The following is a 17,310-nucleotide window of genomic DNA, read 5'->3' as shown; positions in this document are numbered from 1 at the left end:
AATTTGTGGTTATTTTAATTTAGTTAGCCCTTAGTTTCGTGATAAGCGCTTGATCGTGTTCTTTCTTGAGATCTGTAAGTTGACTTACATCCCCATTAGGCACAGCTATAGACAGTACATAGTGCTGTACTTTCCAGATTTTATTTTCTAAACGCATCACGCCAGAACCTCTACATATACCCATTTGTGTTTCTAAAAGCTCATCAAACCAAGCAACTTTAGATTTCTTAGGATGATAAATAGTACGTTCTAATGTTTTAAAACTCCACGCTTTTCCTGATTCAAAATAAGGTTTTGCATAAGATTTAAATTCTTCTATTTGCCAGTTTTCTTCAGCATCTGTACCTATAAATACAGCATCACTTGTCATATTTTCAAAGTATGCATCAAAATTTGCTTCTGCTGCAGCCCGGTGCCAACTTTCTAATTGACTATTAATTGCCATTTCGGTTTGATTTTGCCCAAAAGTTATTGCAGAAATCAACGGTAAAAATAAAAGTAGTATTCGTAGTTTCATACTTGAATATATTTAGTTTTTGCGAGGAGGGTTTGATGACAATTGCACAGCTGTTGTCGTATCACGTTTTGTAGATAATGAATCTGCTTTTATCTGATATTTTTCCAGTAATTCTTCAATAGACTCCTGATACTTTAAATTGATCTGCAGTTTTAAATTTTGAAAGGCATTATAATATTCAGTTGCCTCTTTGTTCACTAAAGCTGTATCAACATTAATTTTTGATGCTTCTTGAACAAGTGTGTTTGTTTTTGAAAAGAAAACTGTTAATCGAGATTGAATGGCACTATTAACAATACTATCATTAGGATCTTTCTGAGCATTCCCAGCGACTTTAATCCATTCTTCACCCTGCTTCCGAAGATTTATAAGCTTTATTGTATCTAAAGCCTTTACATAGTCTGTTAATGCTTTAAAGTCTTCCCAGACCTCAATACGCTGTTGGGCAACGGGCGTCAATACAATTTCCTGTTTTAACTGAGGCTGCATTTTGATCGTTAACGTATCTGTCGCTAAGCGTGGATCAACAGTAACTTCTTTTTTATCCTCGCACGAAGTAAGCAGTACTATAAGAAAGGGAATTAATATAAATCTCATAGCCTCAAAAATACACAAAGGTTTCCATAAAAAAAGCCCCTTTCACAAGGAGCTTATAATCGTTTAAAAGTAGATCTTACATAATATGATTAATCTCTTTATTGAGCGTATCAAAAGCTCTGTAAATCGTTTTCAAATGATTCTGAACTACTGCCTCTCGCGTTTCATCGCGGTTTACTTCTATATAAAATTCCTTCACTTCCTCATTTACTTTATCAACCTGACTTTTTATTTCAGGTAGTTCTAAGTTTTCGGGGATATTTTGTGACATTGAATTACAACTTATTGCGAGATTTGAACGCAGGTCTACAGCATTCAGGGCATTTGTGTTTGAGATAAGAATAATCGTTTTTTCTAACGCGAGATAACCATCCCACATTTTCACAGCCTCTTTGGCATTGGGTTCTAATTGCTCAACATTTGCTCTCAAAACTAAGTCTTGAGAATCGCTTGCACCTTTATTCTTACAAGACAAAAGTGTTGTCAAGGCAATAATTAAGATTACAAAATTGGTTTTCATTATTTGGGGGTATTTAAGCATGTAAAATTAAGGTAACTAACACGCTCTTAGAATTTTCTGATAATAAAGTATTCCTAAAAATCTACTGAAAATCCTCTAATACCCCCACTTATTATTAAATTCTGTTAAAACAAAAACGCCTGCAAAAATTGCAGGCGTTTTAATGAACTTTTATTTTTTACTCCTATTGATTATCATCTACTACAGACTTACCGTTTTTAGAAACTGTTTCTTTGATTTCTTCATTTAAATCATCAAACGCTTCTAGAAGTTCTTCTACTTGATTTCCTATCTTTTTCTGATCGTTACCTGATTTTGCAATAACCATTTTCAAATCTGCAACTTCTTCTTTTATATCTTTAATATCTTCTTGAACTTCCTCAGTAAGAAGAGATTTAGGAATTGAAGATTCTAGATTGTTAGCATCAGCAACAAGTTGAGATACAAAATCTGTAATTTCAGCTTCAGGAACTTCTTTAAGATCTAATGCCTTAACAGAATTTGAAAATGACTTTAGATTCTTCCAGCCATCAACATCTGCTTTAAGCTTTGTATCAACTTCAACATTTTCCCAATTAATAGAATAATCGTCTGGCAAAGCTGGCTTCTCTAAAGAACCATCAATCGCAGCATCTGCATAACGTTCTTTTTCTGATACCGTACTATCTCCTACATTTTGAACTTCTTCTGTAGTTTCATTTACCTGTGCTTCTTTTTCTGCATCATTTTTACAGCTTACCAGGGCCACTGTCATCAACACACCCGTAGCAACAACACTCATATATTTCATATTATGATTTTTTAAATTTTATCAAAAGTAAAATTAAAAGAGATACGTATAACTTCTGTTTTAGATTAGATAAAAAATACTTAAACTTTAATAAGAATTTTAACTTTTATGGTCTCTCAAACAATACAAAAGACTTAAATTCTATAAGGTTAACTCAATTTTAAAAAATAGCGAATTGCTAAATCATATCTTTATCGAGCTATGAAAAATTGAATAAGTATGAGTATTACAAAAGAAACAGAAAATTTTAGTGATCGTGAACTTGATCGAATTATCGAAATGGCTTGGGAAGATCGAACGACCTTTGACGCGATAGAATTTCAATTTGGTCTTAAAGAACAAGAAGTTATAGAACTGATGCGAAGGCAAATGAAACCTTCAAGTTTTAGGATGTGGCGGGAGCGCGTACAAGGAAGAGCTACTAAACACGCTGCTAAGCGAAACTTTGAGAAAGGCACTTTTAAAAGTACCAGACAAAAGCAAATAACCCATAATAAAATTAGTAAACGCTAATTTTTTAAATCAAAAAAGCCGTTAATGTATATTAACGGCTTTTGTTTTTTGAAAGTATAACTTTGTCTCATATAGAGAACTTAGTATTATTCATTACTTACTACACGATCTCCAGAAAGTTTCCAAGTATTTACAGCAGAAACTCTAGAGTCATTATAATCAACTTCACGTAAGGTATCTTCATTCCAGAAAAACCACTTACCGGTCTTTTCACCATTTGTATAATTAGCTACAGCAGTTTTAGATCCGTTTTTATCAAAACTTACCCATTCTCCTGTTAACTTACCATCTTCAGTATAAAAACCTTTTTGACTAACCTCTCCATTGTCATGAAACAAAGTTGCTTTTATCAAATTACCGTCTTTCACATAAACGTTTTTTTGCTTCTCTTGTGCAGATGCAAAACTTACAACACCCATCAAGGCAATAACAACTAGTAACTTTTTCATAATAATAGTATTTGGGTTAAACTTTACTTTACAAATCTAACAAATAATTAAACATAAAGCAATGTTTAGGTAACGTTAAATTAACATTAAAGTGTTTATTAACTGTTTTTCAGTATACTATGTCGCTGCAGTTTATTAAATCCTTTGCTCTACTTGGCTTTACAGTACATTTTTAATTAAATTATACCCTATAACATGCCCTACTTATAACATTGTCGTAACATTCAGCCTAAAAATAAGTATCAAATTTGCAGCCTGAACTGATTCATCTAAATATGGATAACATTTACCTAATTATGCTTATTGCATTAGCTATCCTAGCTATTGCAGACCTTGTTGTTGGAGTAAGTAATGACGCCGTCAACTTTTTAAATTCTGCCATTGGATCTAAGGCAGTTTCTTTTAGAACAATTATAATAGTAGCTAGTGTTGGGATAGCTTTTGGAGCGCTATCATCAAGTGGTATGATGGAAGTAGCCCGTAAAGGTATTTTTGTGCCAGAAAAATTCTACTTTGATGAGATCATGATCATTTTTATGGCCGTGATGCTTACCGATATATTACTTCTCGATTTTTTTAATACACTAGGACTTCCCACATCTACAACAGTTTCAATCGTGTTTGAATTACTGGGAGCTGCATTTTGTATGACCTTTATAAAATTAGCAGGAACACCAGATACACTATTACATTTAGGGGAGTATATTAATTCTGAAAAAGCAATTGAGATTATAACCGGGATACTGCTCTCGGTCGTCATTGCTTTTACGGTGGGAGCGCTCGTACAGTTTTTCACAAGGCTATTACTAACCTTCGATTTCAAAAAACGACCCGTATGGAATGCTGCTGCTTTTAGTGGTATTGCTATTGCCTCTATAAGTTATTTTATAATTATTAAAGGTTTAAAAAGCGCAGATTTTGTTCAAGGAGCCTTTATAGACTGGGCAAATTCAAATGTTTGGGAATTTATAGGTTATAGCTTTATTGTCTACTTTATAATTAGTTACGCCCTCATTAAGCTTGTAAAATTAAATGTATATGTACTGGTAATTATCGTAGGTACATTTGCATTAGCAATGGCATTTGCGGGTAACGACCTTGTAAACTTTATTGGCGTACCAATGGCAGCTTATAATTCATATGAGATTTGGCTGGCAAGTGGAGAACCTGCAAGTACATTTACTATGGAATCTCTCGCTCAAAAGGTACCTACACAGCCGCTATTATTACTTTTTGCTGGTCTAATTATGATTTTAACCCTTTGGTTCTCAAAGAAAGCCAGAAGAGTTGTTAAAACATCTGTGGATTTATCCAGACAAGATGAAGGTCAGGAACGCTTTAAATCTAATGCGTTTTCACGCTCCTTAGTACGCGGCACAATGAAGTTAAATACGGGTTTTGTTGCTATACTACCTAAACCGATTCTTAAATATATTGAAGTAAGATTTTCTAAACCAAAATCAACTATTCGTGTTGCTGCAATAGACACTCCGGCTTTTGACCTTGTGCGCGCTGCAGTAAACTTAATGATTGCCAGTGTTCTTATATCTGTAGCAACCTCACTAAAACTTCCACTTTCTACAACATATGTAACATTTATGGTTGCAATGGGTACCTCTCTTGCAGATCGTGCTTGGGGCAGTGAAAGTGCAGTATATCGTGTGGCTGGTGTTTTAAATGTAATCGGAGGTTGGTTTATGACCGCTATAAGTGCATTTACTGCTGCTGCGATAATGGCGTTTATACTTTATAAAGGTGGAAGCATTGCACTCTTCTTATTATTTGCAATTGCTATAGCAATACTTGTACGCAATTACATGAATCACAAAAAACGTTCTGAAGCAGAAGCTGAAGAAGGTCGTCTTATGCGTGCAGTAAGTAGCTCTATTCAAGGAATTATAAACGAAAGCACAACTAATGTAGCCTCCTCATTTAAAAGAGGAAGTAAAGTATATGTGGGTGCTATAGAAGGTCTTGCTAAGGTTGATCTTGGCAAATTACGTAAGAGTAAAAAAGGAATTACAAAACTTAATGCAGAGGTTGAAGAGTTACGTAATAACTTATACTATTTCATTAAAAATCTTGATGAATCTCACGTACAAGCCAGCCGATTTTACATAGATGTTTTAGGCTATTTACAAGATGTAACCCAATCAATAGACTTTGTTGTAACATCTAGCTACAATCACTTAAACAACAATCATAAAGGCTTAAAATTTACGCAGCTAAAAGATCTTAAGGAAATTGAAGAGCGCTTAGATGTATTATTTAGCCAGATAGAAGACGCTTTTAAAGCCAAAAATTTTGATGCGCTCTTACCTATTCTTGAAGAAAAGCAAAATCTACTGGATAGTCTTTCTATTAAAATGGAAAAACAAGTACAACGTACCAGAAGTAGTGATTCTAGCCCTAAGAATACCATGCTTTATATAAGCTTACTTCAGGAGACTCAAGATCTTATTGTAGCAACAATGAATATTCTAGAACATTACTATATAGAGTATAAGAAACATATGTAATCTCATAATATACTTAAATCAAAAGCCGAAAACGCACTGCGTTTTCGGCTTTTCTATTTCCGACTTATTCATACAATCAGAATCATCTTATTCAGCAAAGAAAGCAACCACTTCCATTTAGTATTATAATAGTTTTCAGCTAAAATATAGAGCTCTTACAAATTAAGACATGCCCTAGGTTATTCAGCACAAGCTCCTAAACCTACATTCAAAGAGTTTTCTATAGGTATAGAAGTGCTAGAATCCATCCTTATTTCCGCTGTTTCCGTATAAATAACCAACTTTAATTTTTCGTAATCTCATTTACTGAACTAAAAAAGCCCGCTCTAAATTAATAGAGCGGGCTTTTTAATTAACTACTTAAAAACTATTTATGAGCCGCACATTAAACAATCATCATCACCTTCGGCTGCTTTTGCCTGCGCGATAATTGCTTTCATTTCTGCAGCGCTCATTGGTGCTGTATTTACCTCTTTTTCCATTTCTACTGCAACCTCTACTGCTTGCGGCTCCTTAGCTTCGTAAGGTGTAGCGCGCTCTTCTACAGAGTCTGGTCTGTGAACAGGAGCCGCTGTTGCTTTTAAAGTATCAGCCGCACGCTCTGCAACATGTTTTTCCTGCACTGGCGCTTGCTTAGCCTCTTTATTAAGTGTGAACTTAATTGCATCTACAGCAGATTTCGTTCTTAAATAATACATTCCTGTTTTAAGACCGCTTTTCCACGCATAGAAATGCATTGACGTAAGCTTCGAGAAGTTAGCATTCTCCATAAACAAGTTAAGAGACTGTGACTGATCGATAAAGTAACCACGGTGACGTGACATATCAATAATATCTTTCATGCTCAGCTCCCAAACGGTTTTGTAAAGCTCTTTTAAATCTTCAGGAATGCCATCTATGTGCTGTATTGATCCATTAGCACGCATAATTGCTTGCTTAAGCTCTTCATCCCATAAACCTAATTCAACTAGATCTTCAAGAAGGTGTTTATTTACAACAATAAACTCTCCAGAAAGTACACGTCTTGTATAGATATTTGAAGTATAAGGCTCAAAGGCTTCATTATTTCCTAAAATTTGAGAAGTTGAAGCTGTAGGCATAGGCGCTACTAATAAAGAGTTACGCACACCGTGCTCCATAACTTCTTTACGTAATTTACCCCAATCCCAACGACCGCTTAATTCCTCATCTTTTATACCCCATAAGTTATGTTGAAAATCTCCTTTAGAAATAGGAGAACCTTCAAAGGTAGAATAAGCCCCCTCTTCTTGAGCCATTTCTTTTGATGCAGTAACCGCAGCAAAGTAAAGAGTTTCAAAAATCTCCTGGTTTAGTTTTTTAGCTTCATCAGAAGTAAACGGTAAACGTAATTTTATAAACGTATCTGCAAGACCTTGAACACCTAGACCGATAGGACGGTGGCGCATATTACTGTTTTCTGCCTCCTTAACCGGATAATAATTACGATCAATAACCTTATTAAGATTACGGGTTACGCGTTTTGTTATTCTAAATAATTCTTTATGGTCAAACTGCCCGTCTTTAATAAACATAGGCAATCCTATAGAAGCAAGGTTACAAACCGCTACTTCATCTGGACTTGTGTACTCCATAATTTCAGTACACAAATTAGAAGAACGTATTGTTCCTAAATTCTGCTGATTTGATTTACGGTTAGCCGCATCTTTATACAGCATGTAAGGTGTACCAGTCTCAATTTGAGATTCTAATATTTTCTCCCAAAGCTCACGTGCTTTGATCGTTTTACGTCCTTTTCCTTCAGACTCATATTTTAGATATAACTGCTCAAATTCTTCGCTATGTACATTGAATAAATTTGGACACTCATTAGGACACATTAAGGTCCAGGTATCATTATTCTGTACACGCTCCATAAATAAATCTGGAATCCACATAGCATAGAACAAATCACGTGCACGCATCTCTTCTTTACCGTGGTTTTTCTTTAAATCTAAGAAGTCGAAGATATCTGCATGCCAAGGCTCAATATACATAGCAAAAGAACCTTTACGCTTTCCTCCACCTTGATCTACATATCTAGCTGTATCATTGTAAACGCGCAACATAGGTACAATACCATTAGAAGTACCATTTGTACCACCTATGTAAGAACCTGTAGCTCTCACATTATGAATAGATAAACCGATACCTCCTGCGCTTTGAGAAATTTTTGCGGTTTGCTTTAGTGTATCATAAATACCATCTATACTATCGTCTTGCATGGTAAGTAAAAAGCAAGATGACATTTGTGGTTTAGGAGTTCCCGAGTTGAATAAAGTAGGAGTAGCATGAGTAAAGAACTTCTTAGACATTAACTCATACGTTTCTTTAACTGAAGCTAGATCATCTAAGTGAATACCTACAGCTACACGCATAAGCATGTGTTGTGGTCGCTCTGCGATTTTACCGTTTATTTTTAAAAGGTAAGAACGTTCTAAAGTTTTAAAGCCAAAATAATCGTAACCAAAGTCTCTACTATAAATTATAGAAGAATCTAATTCTTCTTTATGCTTTGTAATTACAGCATAAACATCCTCTGCAATTAACGGTGCCTTTTTACCCGTGCGTGGGTTTACGTACTCGTACAAATCTGTAACTACGTCACTAAAGGTCTTTTTTGTATTCTTATGCAAGTTTGAAACCGAAACACGAGCTGCTAATTTCGCATAATCTGGGTGTGAAGTGGTCATAGTAGCGGCAACTTCTGCAGCCAGATTATCTAACTCACTAGTTGTAACACCATCATATAAACCCTCAATAACACGAAGCGATATTTTAACCGGATCTACTAACGGATTTAAACCATAGCATAACTTTTTTATACGCGCTGTGATCTTATCAAACATTACCGGCTCTTTGCGGCCATCCCTTTTAACTACATACATAAGGCTTCAGTTTTTTTAGATTTTCTCAAATTATTTTGGCTAAAATTTGAGAAAAGTGGTTTAAGGGTCAAAATGAGAAACACTCCAACCTGATTAAATAAATATGGGTATTGTGTATTTGACCGAAGTCAAAAATGAAATTATAATCTAAAAATCAGCATCAAAGCTAATTTTCTGACCTTCTGTACCTCCACTTCCGGAAGCAACTCCAGCTTTTTGATATTCACCTACTCTTTTCTCAAAGAAGTTGGTTTTCCCTTGTAGGGAAATCATATCCATAAAGTCAAAAGGATTTGTTGTATTGTATTCTTTTTCGCATTCCAGCTCTACTAATAAGCGATCTGTTACAAACTCAAGATATTGAGTCATCAACTTAGAATTCATACCTATCAAACTCGCAGGAAGCGATTCTGTAATAAACTCTCTTTCTATATTCAATGCGTCAACGATGATCTCTCTTATGCGCTCTTTAGAAACTTTATTCACTAAGTGCTTGTTGTGTAAATGCACCGCAAAATCACAATGAACTCCCTCATCTCTCGAGATTAATTCATTTGAAAACGTAAGACCTGGCATTAAGCCTCTTTTCTTCAACCAGAAAATAGAACAAAAAGCACCTGAAAAGAAAATACCTTCAACAGCAGCAAATGCGATAAGACGCTCTGCAAATGATGGACTTTCAATCCATTTTAAAGCCCAATCTGCTTTTTTCTTTATTGCAGGAAACGTTTCAATAGCATTAAAAAGTTGGTCTTTCTCTTTTTCATCCTTTACATACGTATCTATAAGCAAAGAATAAGTTTCAGAGTGAATGTTTTCCATCATAATCTGAAAGCCGTAGAAAAATTTTGCTTCAGAATATTGCACTTCATTAACGAAGTTTTCTGCCAGGTTTTCATTAACAATCCCGTCAGAAGCTGCAAAAAATGCAAGAATATGCTTTATAAAGTAACGCTCATCATCATTAAGCTTTGTAGTCCAGTCTGAAAGATCTTGATGTAAATCGATCTCCTCTGCAGTCCAAAAACTCGCTTCCGATTTTTTATACCACTCCCAAATATCTGGGTGCTGGATGGGAAAAATCACAAATCGATTTTTGTTTTCCTGTAAAATTGGCTCTACTGCATTACTCATGTCCGTCTGTTTTTTTAAGTGATTAAGTACCGATAACTAGGGACTAACAAAGATCAAAAAAAAAGAGGGTTTTAAGCCAAAAAATGACTCGACGTTTTCAACAAAGTTTTCAACATCAGCCATGATAGAGAATTTATAACGACCATGATCGACATGTAGTTAACCAGCTATATTTCAATATTTTATAAGTTTAAGATATCTGCAGAAATACGGATCTATTTATACCCTGAAACCCTCTAGTTAAGAGGTTTGACACGCTTTAAAAAGAGATATTGGGAAGCCCTTTTTCATCCCCAAAAAGTTATGAAAAGCAATGAATTTTTATCACAATCTCGCCCAAACTTTAACACAATAAGGAAATAAAATACTGAAAACACAAATCAGTATTTTTAGTTTCAGAAAATTCTATTTTCAATTTTATCAGAAGGAGAAAAAGTACAGGCAATTATAAACTTCCCTCCCATTCTGCATAAAACTGGGTTAAGAAATCCTCCATGAATGCGTGACGCTTAGAAGCTATATCTTTTGCAGTTTGGGTATGCAATCTGTCTTTGAGCAGTAAAAGCTTCTCGTAAAAATGATTAATAGTTGGCGCTTCCGATTTTTTATATTCTTCAGGAGTCATGTCGAGCCGCGGTGGAATGGCAGGATCGTATAACTTTCGGTTTTTAAATCCTCCATAATTAAAGGTTCGCGCAATACCTATTGCCCCCAATGCATCTAGCCGGTCTGCATCTTGTACAATTTGCAACTCTGGACTGGTATATTCAGAAACTTTATTTCCGCCTTTAAAAGATATATTTTCAATAATAAGAATGACCGCTTCAATTAGCTCTTCTTCAGCGCCTTCTCGTTCTAAAAATTCACGTGCGAGTGCAGGTCCAACTGATTCATCCCCATCATGAAATTTTGAATCTGCGATATCATGAAGCAGAGCACCCAGAGCAACAACCATAACATTAGACTTTTCGCCTTGCGCTATATGCAACGCATTTTTATAAACGCGAAGAGTGTGAAACCAATCGTGACCACCCTCAGAATCAGCTAAGGTCTGTTTAACGAAAACGCTGGTTTTCTCAATAAGATCAAGGTCTGATTTATGTAAATGTATAAGTGCTTTCACAAGTCTCTTTTTTACTTTTATGATTTGTGTACTCTAATTTCTGAAAAATCTCCAAGTACTATTTCCTGAACGACTTTTACGAGCTCTTCCGGGTCGTATGAAGATACAGGTAGTGGTTTGTGCACCGTATGTGTTACATGAACTCCTATATCCTGCGGAAACCCTCCCCAGCGCATCAACTTCCAGGAGTTTTGAATGGTAACCGGCAATACAAGTGCTGTAGGCATCGATTTAAATAACGTTACCAATCCTCCTTTTGCAAACTCTTTAGGAATCCCTGTTTTGCTGCGTGTACCTTCAGGAAAAATTACTACCGATCTGTTTGTAGAATTCATAGTCTTAGTAAGGTCTCTTATCGCCACAATGGATTGGCGTTTGTCTTTGCGGTCTATTAATGCAGAACCTCCTTTGCGTAAATTATATGAAATACTGGGGATGCCCTTACCCAGCTCAACTTTGCTAATAAATTTAGGATGTAAACGCCTTAAATACCAGATGATGGGTGGTATATCCCATTGGCCCTGGTGATTTGCCACTATAATAATGGGCTGATCCCTATTGAGCTTATAATCATTTTTAAAAGTAAATCTTGTGCCCAAAAGATTAAGCGTGCGCATGATCATGAAGTTAAGATAATCAACGCTTTTTTTATGTGCCTGATATCCAAAGAGGTTATAACATAGCCATTGAACTGGATGAAAAATCACTATAACCAAGCCAAAAGCCAGATAAAATATAATACTTAGTGGATATGCAACTAGTTTTCTCATAGACTAACATTGATGACAAAATTCTGGTTTGTCATTAACCCACAAATTTAAGTATAATGATTGTTTAAAATGCGGCTTACCCCCAAGCTAAATAGGAAAGAAACTTTTAATCTGGGGAAAAAACCCCTTATATCAAAAAATAAACTCCCTTAAATTAGCCTCAACTTATTTAAATGAATCAATCACTTAAAATAAAATTAGCTGTAAGCATCGCATTGTTTAATGCAATAGCCTTGTGCGTTAATTACTTTGGAATATCACCAAAAATAGAGGCAACAACAGCAAATCAAAAATTAGAAATATATTTATTTACAGACTCAGAGATCGGCTTAAAATCCAATTTGCAAGAAGTTGGGCCTTTAGCGCAAACGCCTGATGGTTTCTGGCCTTTTGAAGCTTTTTACATAAACACTTCAACAAGCGAAACAGATTATACCGGAAGGTTTAGAGGGTTTTTTGCCGGCTTTGATTTTTTTGAATTTATTTTTTATAACAGTCTGCTTCTAGCTACTCTTTTATTTCTTAAGCTCTGGTAGTTTTATTGACATTTGATACAGGCTATTACTCTTCATAAATAAACAAGGCCTCAATAGTGCAATTAAATACCGCCGCCAATCGAAAGGCCGTTGGCAAACTCGGATCATATTTGCCTTTTTCGATAGCATTTATCGTTTGTCGTGAGACTTCTATACGTTGTGCCAAATCTTCTTGAGTAAGATTAAATGAAGCTCTTAGATCTTTTATCTTATTTTTCATGAGTATTTTCGGCTATTTATTACTGTACAGAGAATGTAAGTCACTCCCATAAACATTACCAGCATGCTAATTTCGGCATCACTAGCTATAAGATTTGTAGTATCTAATTGAGAGTATGCCAGCCCCACGACAACAGCAAGTCCTAATGTGAGTCCCATTGACTCTAATTGAATTTTACGCTGTAACTCATCTCCAGAATTCACAAATTCTCTGTTTTTAAGTATCATTCCAATACCTACACTTAGATTTATGAGAATAGCGATACCGGTGAGCAATTGAGACTCCCATAAATACATAGAACCAAATGTCACTAACGCAGTCGCTAAAACATATCCTAATGCCCACATTAGAAGTTTCTTTTTAGAATAACCCTTTTTTGAATTCATAAAAATGATTTTAAAATTAATGTAAAGTGTACTTTACAAATATAAAGACATTTTAATATGTAAAGCAAGCTTTACATATGTTTATTTTCAGAACTCGTATAGAATTAGCGTCATGGAAAGGATAGGCAGTTGGATATAACAAAACGTATAAAAACAAAAAAGCCTCAACTATAAATAGTTAAGGCTTAATTTTGCTCCCCCTCTTGGGCTCGAACCAAGGAATCTATATATCTTATTTTTAAACCTTTAGCTAGTTATCAAATTATTACCAACCGAATTGTATGCCTTTTTAGTTTGAGATTAATTTAAGATTCATTGCTCTAAAGGTCATAGCTGATTCACTAACTTCAAATTCTTTAGCAAGATGACCTATAATTTCATCATCCGAAAAATACGGGAATTTTTCCATAGCAGTCCTAAAAGCCTTTTGAACAAAACTTTTAGGCATTAAAAGATTAGCTGCAAAAGCATTTGCTTCTCTTTCTCGGCGATTCTCAATATTTGAAAGTCTACCACCCCCTTTGCGAAACATTACTAAAGCATTATCTACAAATATGTCATTTCCATTGGAATCTGTATCTACATGTAATATAAAATGCCCTAGTTCATGAGCCATCGTGAATCTTCTTCTAACTGGAGAATTAGTTGAATTAATAACCATTTTTGCTGAACCTTGTCTTATTACAAGTGCTCCAGATAAGTCGTCCTCAAAATAATCCTCCTTAATCGTTATGTTTAAGTTTTTTATAATTTCTTTTACTCGAACTGGATAAGAGGTAATATTTTGTTTTTTCAGGATATACTCTACAGTATCCTCTAAACTATTACGCTTGTAGCCCATATGTTAAAATTAAAGTTGTTAGTTGTTTGGATAATCCAAAAATTCCATTTTAGTAAGGTTATACTTACCAAATTAAAAACTATCAATAAGATGATCTAATTTTTCTGAGGATTTATCATTTACATTACCTTTTTGAACTTGTTTTGTTTTCTTTCGCTTCAGTTGATTTATTAAATCTAAGTCAAAGTTTGGCATTAACTCTTTAATATCCACCTCTAAAACCTTCGCAAAAGAGTATAGTTGATGAAGAGGTGTTCTTTGTCTCCCCTTTTCAATGTTAACAATTGACGCCCGACTCAACCCTATAAAATCTGCAACCTTTGCTTGGCTTAAGTTCTTATTATTTCTAGCCTTATGAATCAACTCTCCTAACTCAATATAGAAAGCTTCTACATTTTCATCATCCATAATATTCGCTCTAATGTTCTGCAAAAGTAGCATAAATTGTTTAATCACACAAACTGTTTGTCATGGTTTACACCTAATAAAATAAAATTTTATAATGTTGACTATTTAAAATATAGTTTCTATATTTGTAAGGATAAATTTTTAAAAATTGAGATATGAATTAGTATAAAAACAAAAAAGCCCAGAAAGACTGGGCTCGAACACTGTAAATATAATTTTGTGTTTTTATTCTGTGGTAAGGTAAATATACAAAATTCCAGTTACATGTGCAAGAGTTGGTCCACCTGTAAATCTTCTTCCATCTAGACCCTTGGTGAATAGTAGTGCTTTTTTAGTCAATTGAATTTCAGTCTTTGGCAGGCTGATGGTCACTTTTACTTTATAAAAAACGCATTACAATGCAAACAAAAAATTCAAATTTAAGAGAGTGCTATCACTCAGGCGTAAAGCCAACAATTTCTTTTCAATACGAACTCTATACAAACAATGATGTCCGTATTTGGAAGGAGCCAACCATCACAGGCAATGATCTTCACCTATTGAACAATACTTCTCCAGAAACTCATTTTATAAGAATGAGAACAAAAAAAGGAAAAGATTTAGTAGGCCCTAATACTGTTGTAGATCTTACAGAATGCGGAATTGAGAGGTTTATAATACTGCCATTTACGCAAGAAAAAATAAATCTTCATGATTGTTTTTGCGAAGGTGTGGTTCCAATCATTACTTATGAATATGAGTTAAAAGTAAATCGTGAATCCTATATTACTACAAAGGAGGTGTTAACAGGCTCTGAAATATTTGCTTTAGCTGGTAAAGATCCTAAAACACACAGACTAAGGATGTTTTCAAAAGGCGGTAAAAATATTATATCTATTAATGACACCGTAGATCTTACTGAATGTGGTGTTGAAAGATTTATTATCGAACCCTTAGAGTGTACCGAAGGTCTTTTAAAGCCAGAAGAGACTATAAACCTCTTACCTGAAGATATCACCTTTCTTCAAAGTAAATCTTTAAAGTTTAGCATATTAAAAGAATCTAATTTCAATTGGGTAATATTAAGAGATCTGGATGTTCCAGAAGGTTATAATGTTTCAACTGTTGACGCAGCAATATTAATTCCCTCTAGTTATCCTGCTGCGAGGCTTGATATGATTTATTTCTTTCCGCACTTGACTAGGTCAGATAATAAGCCAATTGGTGCAGTAACGCCTAGAAGTATCGAAGGTAAAACTTATCAGCAGTGGTCGCGTCATAGATCAGGTTCACACCCTTGGAATCCTGAAAAGGATAATCTGGAGTCTCATCTTGAGCTTATGCTTACTTGTTTAATCGACGAGTTTAACAAACGCTAAATTCTTTGATATGACTAGTATAAGACTCCTTGCCAAACAGCAAGAAGAGCTAATGGCTCATCTCCATTGCGGAGATGGGCTTGAAGCTATAGCCTTTGCCTTATGTGGCAGACTTAAAAACAATAACGACAACTTTATAATAGTGCATAGAATATATTTGATGCCCTATTCTGATTGTAAAAGAAAGCCCGACTCAGTATCTTGGGAAACTGAAAAAATAGAACATCTCCTTAGTGAGGCTGCTGATTCAAAGTTTTCAATTATAAAATTTCACTCTCACCCTTACGGGAAATCATCATTTTCAGATCTTGACGATATCTCCGATTTGAATTTTTTTGAATCCGTATATTCTTGGGTGGATGATGAATTCCCGCATGCTAGTGTTATAATTTATAATGACGGCTCAATGAAAGCTAGGGAAATAACTTCCGATGGTAACTTAAAGCCAATCAACAACATAAGTATTGTAGGTGAGGATTTGCAAAAATACCAATTTGACAAACTGCTTTCAGATTTTAAAGTTGATCCTTCACAGGATAGAACTTCACAAGCATTTGGAGATAAGACTATTCAAACTTTAAATAACTTAAAAGTAACAGTAGTTGGTTGCTCAGGTACAGGAAGCCCCACTATTGAGCAGTTAGCTAGATTAGGTGTAGGAGAACTAGTACTTATAGACCCAGATCAGGTTGAAATTACTAATCTTAACAGAATAGTAGGTTCCACTTTTAAAGACGCTGAAGAAAAATTATTCAAAGTAGATGTTTTAAAAAAGCAGATTTCAAAGATGGGTTTAAACACTAAAGTAACAGTTTTTAGAAGTAATCTTCAGGAAAATAGAGCTGCGATAAATGAAGCTGCAAGTTCTGATTTTATAATTGGTACTGTTGATTCAGCAGAAGGTAGGCATTACCTCAATCTTATTTCCACGTACTATATTATTCCTTATATAGACGTTGGAGTCAAATTAATTGCTGACAACAAGGGGGGTGTTGATTCTATTAACGGGAATATTCACTATTGCTATCCTGGAATTGAAAGTTTACAGGAGCGAGGGGTTTTTAATTCAACTCAGCTCGAAGCAGAAGAAATAAAACGAAAAAGTGATGATGAATTTGAAAATAGGAGAGCCTATTTTGGAAATGTAAATGTCTCCAGCCCAGCTGTAATAAGCGTAAATTTTCTGTTATCATCTTTCGCTGTTAACGAGTTTCTTGCCAGAATACACCCTTATCGCTACGAACCGAATAAAAAATTCAATTCATCATGTGTAAATTTAACAAACTGGGATATAACTTATTCGGAAGTTGGGGAAACATCATCAAGAATGTACTCAAAATTACAGGGGGTTGGGGAAAAAGAGCCTGGTATTCGTTTAGAGTAAAGGGAGTATGGTGGTATGAACCATCATTTTTTCCAGAATTAGTTTATGAGTTCCCTGAAAATTTCATTCCTTACACTCTATATATTGAAGGTAATATTTTAAAAAAAGATTTCTACTACTTAGGAATGTTATGCCCTTGTGGTTGCAATGAAAAGTTAGTATTAAATCTAATCAATGATGTAAGGCCTGTTTGGCGCATATCCTATGATAATTTAAATAAAATTTCAGTTTACCCCTCAATTAATAGGCAAGTCAACTGTAAATCACATTTTTGGATCAGAAGTGGTAGACTAAGGTGGAGTAAAGATTATGCGTAAATAAAGGGCGGAAATACCGCCC

The 17,310-nt window shown here is 34.8% G+C and carries 19 protein-coding genes; 6 read left to right on the top strand and 13 right to left on the bottom strand.

Annotated elements, in window-relative coordinates; all coding sequences use genetic code 11:
- Window positions 1–19: 19 nt before the first annotated feature.
- From ABVM53_RS07725 to ABVM53_RS07710, 4 genes are all read right to left on the bottom strand, one after another.
- Complete coding sequence (locus tag ABVM53_RS07725) at window positions 20–517, bottom strand: nuclear transport factor 2 family protein (RefSeq protein WP_405330790.1); 498 nt, start codon at window positions 515–517, stop codon at window positions 20–22.
- 12 nt (window positions 518–529) lie between these two features.
- The gene (locus ABVM53_RS07720) at window positions 530–1,114 is read right to left on the bottom strand and encodes a hypothetical protein (protein WP_405330789.1); all 585 of its coding nucleotides are present in this window, start codon (window positions 1,112–1,114) and stop codon (window positions 530–532) included.
- Between the two features lie 76 nt (window positions 1,115–1,190).
- The gene (locus ABVM53_RS07715) at window positions 1,191–1,634 is read right to left on the bottom strand and encodes a hypothetical protein (protein WP_128756218.1); all 444 of its coding nucleotides are present in this window, start codon (window positions 1,632–1,634) and stop codon (window positions 1,191–1,193) included.
- A 184-nt stretch (window positions 1,635–1,818) separates the two neighbouring features.
- Window positions 1,819–2,424, bottom strand: a complete 606-nt coding sequence (locus tag ABVM53_RS07710; protein WP_371455307.1) for a hypothetical protein — start codon at window positions 2,422–2,424, stop codon at window positions 1,819–1,821.
- A 219-nt stretch (window positions 2,425–2,643) separates the two neighbouring features.
- Here ABVM53_RS07710 and ABVM53_RS07705 point away from each other — a divergent pair, with 219 nt between their 5' ends.
- Complete coding sequence (locus tag ABVM53_RS07705) at window positions 2,644–2,937, top strand: TIGR03643 family protein (RefSeq protein WP_405330788.1); 294 nt, start codon at window positions 2,644–2,646, stop codon at window positions 2,935–2,937.
- An 86-nt stretch (window positions 2,938–3,023) separates the two neighbouring features.
- Here the strand turns inward: ABVM53_RS07705 and ABVM53_RS07700 are convergent, their stop codons facing one another.
- On the bottom strand, window positions 3,024–3,386 hold the full coding sequence (locus ABVM53_RS07700) for a toxin-antitoxin system YwqK family antitoxin (RefSeq protein WP_371455309.1): 363 nt from the start codon (window positions 3,384–3,386) through the stop codon (window positions 3,024–3,026).
- 275 nt (window positions 3,387–3,661) lie between these two features.
- Between ABVM53_RS07700 and ABVM53_RS07695 the strand changes: the two genes are divergently transcribed.
- Complete coding sequence (locus ABVM53_RS07695; protein ID WP_371455310.1) at window positions 3,662–5,905, top strand: anion permease; 2,244 nt, start codon at window positions 3,662–3,664, stop codon at window positions 5,903–5,905.
- A 371-nt stretch (window positions 5,906–6,276) separates the two neighbouring features.
- Here ABVM53_RS07695 and ABVM53_RS07690 read toward each other — a convergent pair whose 3' ends face one another.
- The 4 genes from ABVM53_RS07690 to ABVM53_RS07675 form a co-directional block, all read right to left on the bottom strand.
- On the bottom strand, window positions 6,277–8,811 hold the full coding sequence (locus tag ABVM53_RS07690; protein WP_405330787.1) for a ribonucleoside-diphosphate reductase subunit alpha: 2,535 nt from the start codon (window positions 8,809–8,811) through the stop codon (window positions 6,277–6,279).
- A gap of 147 nt (window positions 8,812–8,958) precedes the next feature.
- Window positions 8,959–9,945 carry a ribonucleotide-diphosphate reductase subunit beta gene (locus ABVM53_RS07685; protein WP_128756212.1) on the bottom strand — a complete coding sequence of 329 codons (987 nt, stop codon included), beginning with the start codon at window positions 9,943–9,945 and terminating at the stop codon, window positions 8,959–8,961.
- A 445-nt stretch (window positions 9,946–10,390) separates the two neighbouring features.
- Window positions 10,391–11,068, bottom strand: coding sequence for an HD domain-containing protein (locus ABVM53_RS07680; RefSeq protein ID WP_405330786.1), 678 nt, complete (start codon window positions 11,066–11,068; stop codon window positions 10,391–10,393).
- Window positions 11,069–11,085: 17 nt separating this feature from the next.
- A complete protein-coding gene (locus tag ABVM53_RS07675) occupies window positions 11,086–11,838 on the bottom strand; it encodes a lysophospholipid acyltransferase family protein (protein ID WP_405330785.1) in 753 nt (250 codons plus the stop codon).
- Window positions 11,839–12,011: 173 nt separating this feature from the next.
- On the opposite strand from ABVM53_RS07675, the gene ABVM53_RS07670 reads away from it, so the two are divergent.
- On the top strand, window positions 12,012–12,374 hold the full coding sequence (locus ABVM53_RS07670) for a hypothetical protein (RefSeq protein ID WP_371455314.1): 363 nt from the start codon (window positions 12,012–12,014) through the stop codon (window positions 12,372–12,374).
- 25 nt (window positions 12,375–12,399) lie between these two features.
- Here the strand turns inward: ABVM53_RS07670 and ABVM53_RS07665 are convergent, their stop codons facing one another.
- The 4 genes from ABVM53_RS07665 to ABVM53_RS07650 form a co-directional block, all read right to left on the bottom strand.
- Window positions 12,400–12,594 carry a helix-turn-helix transcriptional regulator gene (locus ABVM53_RS07665; protein WP_371455315.1) on the bottom strand — a complete coding sequence of 65 codons (195 nt, stop codon included), beginning with the start codon at window positions 12,592–12,594 and terminating at the stop codon, window positions 12,400–12,402.
- Window positions 12,591–12,980 carry a hypothetical protein gene (locus ABVM53_RS07660; RefSeq protein ID WP_405330784.1) on the bottom strand — a complete coding sequence of 130 codons (390 nt, stop codon included), beginning with the start codon at window positions 12,978–12,980 and terminating at the stop codon, window positions 12,591–12,593. Before ABVM53_RS07660 ends, ABVM53_RS07665 begins: the two co-directional genes overlap by 4 nt.
- A gap of 289 nt (window positions 12,981–13,269) precedes the next feature.
- Complete coding sequence (locus ABVM53_RS07655) at window positions 13,270–13,821, bottom strand: ImmA/IrrE family metallo-endopeptidase (protein ID WP_405330783.1); 552 nt, start codon at window positions 13,819–13,821, stop codon at window positions 13,270–13,272.
- Between the two features lie 72 nt (window positions 13,822–13,893).
- Window positions 13,894–14,277 (bottom strand): helix-turn-helix domain-containing protein, encoded by a 384-nt coding sequence (locus ABVM53_RS07650; RefSeq protein WP_405330782.1) that lies wholly within the window; start codon window positions 14,275–14,277, stop codon window positions 13,894–13,896.
- 527 nt (window positions 14,278–14,804) lie between these two features.
- On the opposite strand from ABVM53_RS07650, the gene ABVM53_RS07645 reads away from it, so the two are divergent.
- Genes ABVM53_RS07645 through ABVM53_RS07635 form a run of 3 tightly spaced genes read left to right on the top strand, consistent with a single transcriptional unit; the run spans window position 14,805 to window position 17,288 of the window.
- A complete protein-coding gene (locus ABVM53_RS07645) occupies window positions 14,805–15,587 on the top strand; it encodes a multiubiquitin domain-containing protein (RefSeq protein WP_405330781.1) in 783 nt (260 codons plus the stop codon).
- Window positions 15,588–15,597: 10 nt separating this feature from the next.
- Window positions 15,598–16,971: a ThiF family adenylyltransferase gene (locus ABVM53_RS07640; protein ID WP_405330780.1), complete on the top strand. Its 1,374-nt coding sequence runs from the start codon at window positions 15,598–15,600 to the stop codon at window positions 16,969–16,971.
- Window positions 16,854–17,288 carry a DUF6527 family protein gene (locus tag ABVM53_RS07635; protein ID WP_405330779.1) on the top strand — a complete coding sequence of 145 codons (435 nt, stop codon included), beginning with the start codon at window positions 16,854–16,856 and terminating at the stop codon, window positions 17,286–17,288. The genes ABVM53_RS07640 and ABVM53_RS07635 overlap by 118 nt, the downstream gene beginning before the upstream one ends.
- Window positions 17,289–17,310: the final 22 nt, after the last annotated feature.

The organism is Leeuwenhoekiella sp. LLG6367-2.1 (genome assembly GCF_045055775.1).
Lineage (GTDB): Bacteria > Bacteroidota > Bacteroidia > Flavobacteriales > Flavobacteriaceae > Leeuwenhoekiella > Leeuwenhoekiella aequorea.
Note: the sequence above shows the minus strand (reverse complement) of the source record. Positions and strands in the feature narration are given on the sequence as shown.